The sequence below is a fragment of the Pseudoalteromonas sp. Z1A6 genome (assembly GCF_011378745.1).
Taxonomy (GTDB): Bacteria; Pseudomonadota; Gammaproteobacteria; order Enterobacterales; family Alteromonadaceae; genus Pseudoalteromonas; species Pseudoalteromonas arctica.
On the sequence record NZ_WTKW01000175.1, the window covers coordinates 1 to 8,875 of the forward strand.

At 37.1% G+C, this 8,875-nt stretch carries 8 protein-coding genes; 4 read left to right on the plus strand and 4 right to left on the minus strand.

The genetic code is table 11. The annotated features are described in order from the left end of the window. Positions 1-469: 469 nt before the first annotated feature. Positions 470-1,414, minus strand: a complete 945-nt coding sequence (gene ylqF, locus GQR46_RS11985) for a ribosome biogenesis GTPase YlqF (RefSeq protein WP_024593827.1) — start codon at positions 1,412-1,414, stop codon at positions 470-472. Positions 1,415-1,505: 91 nt separating this feature from the next. Between ylqF and GQR46_RS11990 the strand changes: the two genes are divergently transcribed. After that, complete coding sequence (locus GQR46_RS11990; RefSeq protein WP_165729128.1) at positions 1,506-2,042, plus strand: YaeQ family protein; 537 nt, start codon at positions 1,506-1,508, stop codon at positions 2,040-2,042. 184 nt (positions 2,043-2,226) lie between these two features. Further along, a complete protein-coding gene (locus GQR46_RS11995; protein WP_010554854.1) occupies positions 2,227-2,832 on the plus strand; it encodes an alpha/beta fold hydrolase in 606 nt (201 codons plus the stop codon). Here the strand turns inward: GQR46_RS11995 and GQR46_RS12000 are convergent. After that, positions 2,829-3,038 (minus strand): hypothetical protein, encoded by a 210-nt coding sequence (locus GQR46_RS12000; RefSeq protein WP_007579816.1) that lies wholly within the window; start codon positions 3,036-3,038, stop codon positions 2,829-2,831. The two genes, GQR46_RS11995 and GQR46_RS12000, sit on opposite strands and share 4 nt — an antisense overlap. Before the next feature lie 343 nt (positions 3,039-3,381). On the opposite strand from GQR46_RS12000, the gene GQR46_RS12005 reads away from it, so the two are divergent. Next, positions 3,382-3,855, plus strand: a complete 474-nt coding sequence (locus GQR46_RS12005) for a Dps family protein (RefSeq protein WP_165726624.1) — start codon at positions 3,382-3,384, stop codon at positions 3,853-3,855. A gap of 668 nt (positions 3,856-4,523) precedes the next feature. Here the strand turns inward: GQR46_RS12005 and GQR46_RS12010 are convergent. Further along, positions 4,524-7,463: a TonB-dependent receptor gene (locus GQR46_RS12010; RefSeq protein ID WP_165729129.1), complete on the minus strand. Its 2,940-nt coding sequence runs from the start codon at positions 7,461-7,463 to the stop codon at positions 4,524-4,526. 238 nt (positions 7,464-7,701) lie between these two features. Here GQR46_RS12010 and GQR46_RS12015 point away from each other — a divergent pair, with 238 nt between their 5' ends. Continuing rightward, on the plus strand, positions 7,702-8,454 hold the full coding sequence (locus GQR46_RS12015) for a response regulator transcription factor (protein ID WP_165741075.1): 753 nt from the start codon (positions 7,702-7,704) through the stop codon (positions 8,452-8,454). A 22-nt stretch (positions 8,455-8,476) separates the two neighbouring features. Here the strand turns inward: GQR46_RS12015 and GQR46_RS12020 are convergent, their stop codons facing one another. After that, positions 8,477-8,827, minus strand: a complete 351-nt coding sequence (locus GQR46_RS12020; protein ID WP_007377888.1) for a hypothetical protein — start codon at positions 8,825-8,827, stop codon at positions 8,477-8,479. Positions 8,828-8,875 lie beyond the last annotated feature (48 nt).

Genomic DNA, 8,875 nt, shown 5'->3' on the forward strand with positions numbered 1-8,875 from the left:
AAATTCATATCAAATTATTTAATAAGTATTAAAAATCTATTCTTAATTGCTTAACCAAGATAAGCATTTTTATGAAATGGCAGTGCTAACTAGCCGATTTATATATGAATAAAAAACAAGCATCACAATAATAAGAACTATTTGCATTTAGGTGTTGACAGACAGTTAGATCTAACTGATAATCAATATCAACAAGACGGATTGCATACCACTTGTTAAGGAATGAATTGATTTGTTTCTCGACCCTGAAACAACGTGTGGCGCACGTAAACAGCTATGGTTACTTGTTATGAACCGCAACGCCCCTTGATGTTGATGATGAGTAACCGCCCTACTATTTTACTTGCTACATTGCTCATATCGGTGACGGTAGATATGAAACTAAAAAAGCCCTTACGGGCTTTTTTTATGTCTGTAATTTAGTAAAACTAAATCACTTTAATTAAATAACCTGAACTCAGGTTAAATATTAACGACGGTTTTTACGAGCTCGCGCTCGGCGTTGAAGCTTTTCTTCTTCTTTAGCTTGTTTTTTAGCTTCTGCAGCGGCACGTAAACCAGCAACCATTACTTCTTCTTCCTCACGCATTTGCGGAGTTTCCATCGTAATACGGCCAATAATACCGTCGCGTAATTCGTTGATTAGTATTTCAGACATTTTATACGTGTCTATTTGGTTACCACCACGAATACAGCCGCGTTTTTTACCCGCCATTTCAACAAATTCCCAATCACTTTCTGGTAATTCGTCTATTTTATAACGCGCTTTTAAAAGCTCAGGGTATGCACGCAATAAGTACTCAGCGGTGTAACTTGCTACTTCTTCATACTCAAGCGCCGTATCACGAATGGCACCGGTAGCGCCTAAGCGATAACCTGAGTTTTCATTCTCTACTTTTGGCCACAACATACCTGGCGTATCGTAAAGCATAATACCGTCTTCAAGCTTAATGCGTTGTTGTGCTTTGGTTACCGCAGGTTCATTACCTGTTTTTGCAACTATACGTCCAGCCAGTACATTAATTAACGTAGATTTACCCACGTTAGGAATACCCATTATCATGGCTTTAATTTGCTTATCGGCACCCACTTTATGCGGCACTAACTTTTTACAAAGCTCATTTATACGACTTACTTCAGCTGCTTTATCATGTCCAAAAGAAATCGCTTTAACACCATTTTCTTGCTCAAAATAATCTTTCCAGATTTGAGTCATTTTAGGATCAGCTAAATCAGCTTTGTTCAAAATTTTGATGACCGGCTTACCTTCACGCAAGGTTGCCACCATCGGGTTTTCACTACTGTAGGGAATGCGCGCATCAAGCACTTCAATGATCACATCCATTTGTGGCATTATTTCTTTAATTTCATTGCGGGCTTTATTCATATGCCCAGGGAACCACTGGATAGCCATTTTTAACTCCTAACGTATAATTAACCGCTATTTTAACTGGCAATTCATTTAATTGCGCTATACTGACGCAAATTTTTTCAGATTAGTTGTTATGGCTCTTAAATCCACCATTATGAAAGTGCAGTTATCGCTTAGCGATATGGACCGCCACGTTTATCAAGATTTTAATTTAACCTTGGCTCAACACCCTTCAGAAACAGATCAACGGTTGATGATTCGCTTACTCGCTTTTGCGCTAAATAGCTGTGATGGTTTAGAATTTACTAAAGGATTAAGCGCTGATGATGAGCCTGAACTTTGGCATGTAAGCTATAGTGAAGAGATAGAGCTGTGGGTTGAGCTTGGCTTACCAGATGAAAAACGCCTTAAAAAAGCCTGTAATAAATCTAAAAAAGTGGTGCTATATACTTACGGTGAAAACAATCAAGCAATTTGGTGGCAAAAACACCAACCTAAATTGTATGAATTTAAAAATCTAAGTATTTTTAGCCTTGATTATGCAGCAACACAAGCACTTGCTGCTTTGGTTGATCGTGGAATTAAGCTCGCCATTACCATTCAAGATGGTGAAGTATGGGTAAATACAGATACAACCAATATTGAAATAAAACCACAGCAATTGATGTAACTAAGATAGGTTATACCAATTGCATTAAATTAGTTATCTATTATAGCGACAAGGAAATAAGTCGATAACAAGGCGAAAATTATGACATATAGTTGTTCTATATAAATAATTTTTAACGCAGGTAGCGGATTATTTAATACGCTAGAATGATCATGTTTTTAATAAAATTGGTATTAGGGAGCATATGAAAGTTAAACACGTTATTGTTTTACATGGCTTGTATATGTCTGGCTTTGTTATGCGCCCACTTTGTTCACGACTTGAAGAATCGGGGATGACGGTATTAAACATTACCTATAATACGCTCGACCCTCACCGCGACACCATATTTGCACAAATTGATGAGTGTATTTCTAACGAACCGGCAGCGCTTGTATGCCACTCAATGGGAGGGCTTATTGCACGTGCTTACCTAGAGGCAAACTCCCCTGCTAGCCAGAATGTTACGAAGGTAATTACACTGGGTACTCCACATAAAGGCAGCCATATAGCGCAAAAAATGAAGCAAAAAGGGTTTGAATCATTTTTAAAAAATAGTGTTGAATTTTTACTCACTAAAAATGGTAATTGGCCTTTTAAAGCTAAGCTTTACAGTATTGCGGGCGATTTACCTATTGGGCTTATGCCCTTAATAGTCAAAGGTAGCCAGTCAGATGGCACTGTATTACTAGATGAAACCAAACTTAAAGGTATGGCCGAACATAAAGTGTTTCATTTAAGCCATACCAGTATGATTTACTCGCGCCAAGTACTCGATTACATTTTAAAGTGCTTAAACGAGAAAGATTAATCCTCAGCATTGGCTGCTATTTTATAACTAATTAAAAATACCACTGCCAATATAAGCGGAATCGGCGCCGCAATGTAGCCAAAAAAATCTGAGTTCGCAAAGCTTGCACCCGCTAAGTGCGCTACTAACCCAAGTACAAATGCGATGACTGCAATTCCTACCACTATTAACTCTGCTTTATTTTGTTTTGCTGTTTTTGCATGCATGTTATCTCTCCTAATTATTTCGACAACATTATTATGCGCCGTTAGGGTGGATGATTTTTGACCTGCATCAATAAAAAAATAGCTAAGTTATTACCTTGAATAAAGTTTGTTTTAGATCATGATTTATATACTTTTGAGGTTTATTTACTTTTGAGGGGTAGTATTTTTATTAATCAGACCCACTTCTATTAATAGTCTAAAGTGAATATAGGTATCAAAAACAGCTAATAGGTTAAAACTATTAACTAGATACATTTAAACGATTTTACTAATTTATCGAAATTAGTAATACTTATCACAAGTTCACAAGTTCACAAATCAACGGTTATTCAAGGAGCAAGTTATGTCACATGTAAACGCAATTGGTCTAAACAGTGCAAAAAGCGAAGACATCATAAAGTCACTCAATACATTATTGAGTAGCTACCAGATTCAATACATGAACGCGCGTGGTTTTCACTGGAATATTAAAGGCCGTAACTTTTTTGAACTACACGTTAAGTTTGAAGAGATTTATAACTTACTACTTCTTAAAGTAGATGAAGTTGCAGAACGTATTTTAACGTTAGATGGCGCACCACTACATGCATTTTCTGATTACCTTGAAGTAAGTAAAATTAAAGAAGCTAAAGGTATTAGTGATGGTGTTACAGCCGTAGAGAACCTACTTGCTGGTTACAGTACATTAATTCACATGCAGCGTGATATTTTAACTCAAGCTGGTGATGCAGACGATGAAGGTACAGCCTCACTAATGAGCGATTACATTTCAGAGCAAGAGAAACTGGTTTGGATGCTAAAGGCTTACTTAGACTAAGCTAGCAAAAAAAAAGCCCTCAATGAAGAAGGCCACAAATAGGGATAAATCGTTAAATAACTTAGCGATTCGGTTACTATATTAACCACCTCCCCATACTAGACAACGCCCCTGTTACCAGTGGCGTTGTTTTTGGTTTAAGTGGGTACAATGCTTATATACCACCATAAGTAGCACATTAGTTTCATATCATTGAATAAATGTAATATATATTCAATTTTAGTCTTTTTCAGCCTAGTAGCTTCGTGAGTAAGAATCTTATCAGGATTTTCGCCACATATTTTTATCTAATAAAAGTCTATTTACTCTGAATAGATGAAGCCATAATAAATACTAATTTATGGCTTATTTTCTTCTGAATTTATAGTAAAAATTAATTTTGGCTACACTATTAGATATTCTGTTATGGCCTAAATAAAGTAATTTAATTAAAAGGTAGGGTCGTAGCATGCGGTTATTTAGATGGGTAATTTTTGGTGCACTCAATTAAATAGTCTAACTTACTAAAGTAATCACTTTTGAATGACAGCTTGTATAAATAGGGGCGAGTTGATCGCCCCTATCAAAATAATCAAAAGCAGGGGGGATTTGACGTTAAGCACCTTTCCTTACTTAAGATGCACAACGTAAATCTAGCTAATTATTTTAGTGAGCTATGCTCACTAAAATTAAAAGTTAATACTAAAATTAGCAAAAAAACGTCGACCGACAGCATCATAAATAGCTTCATTACCACCACTAGCAGAAATATATGCTGGAGGTAACTTATCAGTTACATTGCGAAGGCCAAAATCTACACGTGCATTATCAAGTACGTTATAACTTGCTGAGATGTCATGCGTTATAATAGAACCGACGTAACCAGGCTGTAAATCCTCTTCAATATCACCGTCTGGTGATAAATCAAAGCGCGCTGAGCGGTCTGTATAACGAGTAGTCCAGTTAAGTGTAAGGTCGTTGTACTTGTATACAGCAGAAAAGCGAGCCTGCCACTCTGGGTCTCCAACTTCCCCGTCTTCAACATTTACTGTATCAGGAAGATTTTGGAATTCAAAAACATCAAGCTCAAGCAGGTGATTTACAAATAAGTTAAACTTCAAATCACCTTCTAATGAATAATCAGTAAGGCTCATATCATAATCAAAATCAGCTTCAATACCTCTTGTTGTTATTGATGCTGCATTTAAATACCCAGAACGAACTAGTGCAATATCATTAGTACCTGAATCACGATCAACTTGCGAACAGAACGCAGCATCTGGCCCACCTGCAGCATCAACACAGTTATCAATCACGCTTTGCGCTGCGATAAAAGAAATTGCGTCTTCAATTTCAATATCATAGTAATCAACTGTTAATGAAAAGTTTTCAAAAAAGCTTGGTGTCCAAACAATTCCTGCTGTTAATGACGTTGACGTTTCAGATTCTAAATTAGGGTTACCACCACTAATAAGATCTACACTTACGTTATCGTTAGCTTGAAAACCTGAATCTATATTTAGTGCTGCGCAGTTAGCTACACGATTTGGATTATCGTTAATGCGATCAGCATCACAAGGGTCTGCTATATTAGCAAAGCCTGGTGATTGTGGATCAAATGCTTCAGTAATATTCGGTGCACGAACAGCTTGGCCATAGGTACCACGTATACGAACATCATCAATAGGGCGATACAATAAACCAACTTTCCACGCATCAGCGTTACCTGCATGAGAATAATCAGCTGTTCTGTAAGCTGCATCAAGAGTTAACTCTTTTGCAAATGCTACATCAGTTAATAGAGGTAAGTTGATTTCAATAAATGCTTCGGTTACATCAAACTCACCGTATGCATCAGGTGTAGCCGCGTTTGATAAGAATCCAGCTTTTGTAAACTCATCAGTAATGCTTTCTGAAGTTTCTTCTCTGTATTCAAAACCGGTAGCCAAACCAATTGCGCCGCCCTGAAGCTCAAAAAACTCACCTGTATCAAACGTTATACTGCCGCCAATAAATTCTTGGGTAATTGTATCTGTACGAGTAACATCTGCTGATACATAATCTTTAGCAGCTGCTGAGGCTTGATCAAAGCCAAATGCATTGTATGGAGTACAAGCGCCACCATTTACACTAGCAGGATCACTATAACCTTCACCTTGTAAGCTAGGTACCTGACTTCGACATGCAGCTTCACCTGTAGCAGGATCAATCACGGCATCAAGTGCAGCAACCAAATTATCTGGAATTAAATCATTAAGCGTTTTTCGGCGATTATCTGTTTGGCCGTAAACATAATAAAAATCATAATCAACGTCCGTCTCACTTAAAGTGAAGTTCCCTTTAAGCCCAGTTACAACACGAAATAACTCACGTTTATTATCTGCGCTCCGGTTTCCTAGCTCACCAAAAAATTTAGACATTTCAACGCTAGTAGTACCTTCACTAAGCAGCTGCTGGCGAAGGTTGCTATCTAAATATGGATTATCTTCAACATCAATGAAAATACCACCGAATTCAAAAGATGGCTGAAATTGCTGCTCAACTTCAGTGCGCACAAATTTAAAGTCACTATAAAATGTATGATTATCTGTAAGGTTATAATTTAATGTAGAACCAAGTGTTAACTTTTCAAGCTCTGGTAATACATTTTCATAATCTTGTGTATTAGCACAAAATTCACAACCATCAGGGAAATTACCAAAAGCAAAGCTACCGCTTGCTTCCCGTGCTGGCATTAACTCAGCTCTACCACCATTATTAAAAGTATAGATACTTCCACTATCGCCAAATGGATTAATTACACCATTTTCACTTATTCTTTCAGAAAGCACATTAGGCACTGTTAAACGATCTGGAATACCATCATTTTCACCAGTATTTAATGGGTTATCTACTGTGCCATAAGCATTTGTTTGCCGTAAATCATTGGCTAAAACCTGGCGTACTCTGTCTTGGCCTGCGAAGAATGTTATATTACCTTTACCACCAGCAATATCTGTCCCAGCTACAACACTAAAGCTATGGTTTTCAGTACCTACACCCTCTGTTGAATTACCAACTGATGCATTAAATTGTAAACCATCAAAATTATCTTTCAAAATAACATTAATAACACCCGATACAGCATCAGAGCCATAAATAGCAGATGCACCACCTGTGATAATTTCAATTCTTTCTATCAGTGCTGAAGGTATCGTATTTAAATCGACTTGTGATGAACCTGGTGCACCCGCTACATGGCGCTTACCATTTACTAGAACAAGTGTTCTTGCGGCCCCTAAACGTCTTAAATCAGCAGAGCTAACGCCTGCTGCCGCATTACTGTCATTATTGCCAACTAATGTATCTGTTGCGCCTATCGACGGTAACTCAGCCAAGATACTGCCCAAATCAGGGGTGCCGCCTTTTGCGATATCTTCGGCTGTAATTGTTACAATAGGTGCTGGTTGAGAAAGCTTCGCTTTGCTGATACGAGAACCTGTAACTTGTACACGTTCTATTTTAGTAATTTCGTCATCTTCTGCAGCAACACCTTGAAATGAAAAGCTTGCAAGTATCGCGCTGCTTAGCGCAACTGTTAACGACGATTTTTTAAATAATCGCGCGCTACCTTTGTTAGTTAATGTCATATAATTCCCCTGAATTGTTATTTTTGTAACTAAATAGTTACTTCGCGGATTACAGTAAGGGGATTTATTTAAACCCTCTACGGGCATTATTTATTAGGCGTAATCTTTGGTATGAATAGCTAGTTTGATGGGATGAATTAGTACGTCACAATTATTTTATAAATATATTGTACTTTTCATAACAGTTTTTCCGCTAAGCACGGTCTTTATTATTATATACAGCAAGAGATATAAAATAATGGTCGCTTCTTTTCATGCATTAACTTTTGTTAGTAACACTAAGTTTGCAACATTTTTAACAAAGCGCGTGCAAGAGCACCGACACTTTGAATCTCAATCTTTTATTCAGGCAAACAGGTTAGATCAGATAGATACAGATCAATACAACGTACTGTTTTACGAACTAACTAATCTGGCTGACCCTATGCAAATAGTGCATTTAACGGAGCTCGCTAAAAAGCTTAAGTTAGTCATTATTGCCCAGTCGGGTCATTTTGCGAGTTTTGCTTTTGAAGTTGGCGCTGTTGATTTTTTAATAGTAGATTCAACTGCACCACGTATTGATAAATGCTTTGATAAACTGATTCACCTTTGCCCGATTGCAAGCGCGGCCGAGCGTAAATATCAACAAAGCACACAAACCGAAAAACCATCATCACATATCGTAGTTAAAGATGTAGGTAAGGTAAGGCTAATTGATATAAAAGATATTATTTGGATTAATGGTGCTGGCAATTATGTAGAGCTACATTTTACACAAGGTAGTACACCGGTATTACACCGCGAAACCATGAAAAATATTGAACAGCAGCTAGAGCCAGAAGGGTTTATTCGTATTCATCGCTCAACGCTGGTAAGAAAACAAGCTATCTGCGAACTGATGCCTACTGACAGTGGCGATTATAAAGTCAGACTTAAAAACGATATGTGCTTAAACCTTTCAAGGCGCTATAAAGGGTGTTTAGAGAGTATTATAAGCCCTCTTCAGTAGCGGTTTATAATACTCATATTAATTACCAGTTCTGTTTTATATAACTATCACTTGGATGCACTAATAAATAGCTTTCAGTATCTTTGTAAAAATTAACTTCTACATCGCTATTTTTCCATACTTTTTCAAACATGTTTTTAGCTATGATATTAATGTTTATATAGTCAACTCGTTGATAGCCACGTTCTTTTACACCCGCAAAATAGGCCTCTAACGAATCAAGACTATCTAAAGTTAACAGTTCAAACTCTTTTAAGTTAACAATCACAAACTTAATTGTATTTTCAGGGTGAGTGCTCAATTCTTGAATAACACCATTAGTTAATGATGTTATACCTTCATTGTTAAAGCTCCCCTTCAATTTTAAATACATATGTAGTGGTCAATAAAATTTGGCCACAGTTTTAGAATCTTGATATCT

Excerpts from the sequence above, each read along its gene's own strand:
- GQR46_RS12010 (WP_165729129.1), bottom strand. The coding sequence starts at position 7,463 with ATGACATTAACTAACAAAGGTAGCGCGCGATTATTTAAAAAATCGTCG.
- ylqF (WP_024593827.1), bottom strand. The coding sequence starts at position 1,414 with ATGGCTATCCAGTGGTTCCCTGGGCATATGAATAAAGCCCGCAATGAA.
- GQR46_RS12015 (WP_165741075.1), top strand. The coding sequence starts at position 7,702 with ATGGTCGCTTCTTTTCATGCATTAACTTTTGTTAGTAACACTAAGTTT.
- GQR46_RS11995 (WP_010554854.1), top strand. The coding sequence starts at position 2,227 with ATGAAAGTTAAACACGTTATTGTTTTACATGGCTTGTATATGTCTGGC.
- GQR46_RS12005 (WP_165726624.1), top strand. The coding sequence starts at position 3,382 with ATGTCACATGTAAACGCAATTGGTCTAAACAGTGCAAAAAGCGAAGAC.
- GQR46_RS12020 (WP_007377888.1), bottom strand. The coding sequence starts at position 8,827 with ATGTATTTAAAATTGAAGGGGAGCTTTAACAATGAAGGTATAACATCA.
- GQR46_RS12000 (WP_007579816.1), bottom strand. The coding sequence starts at position 3,038 with ATGCATGCAAAAACAGCAAAACAAAATAAAGCAGAGTTAATAGTGGTA.
- GQR46_RS11990 (WP_165729128.1), top strand. The coding sequence starts at position 1,506 with ATGGCTCTTAAATCCACCATTATGAAAGTGCAGTTATCGCTTAGCGAT.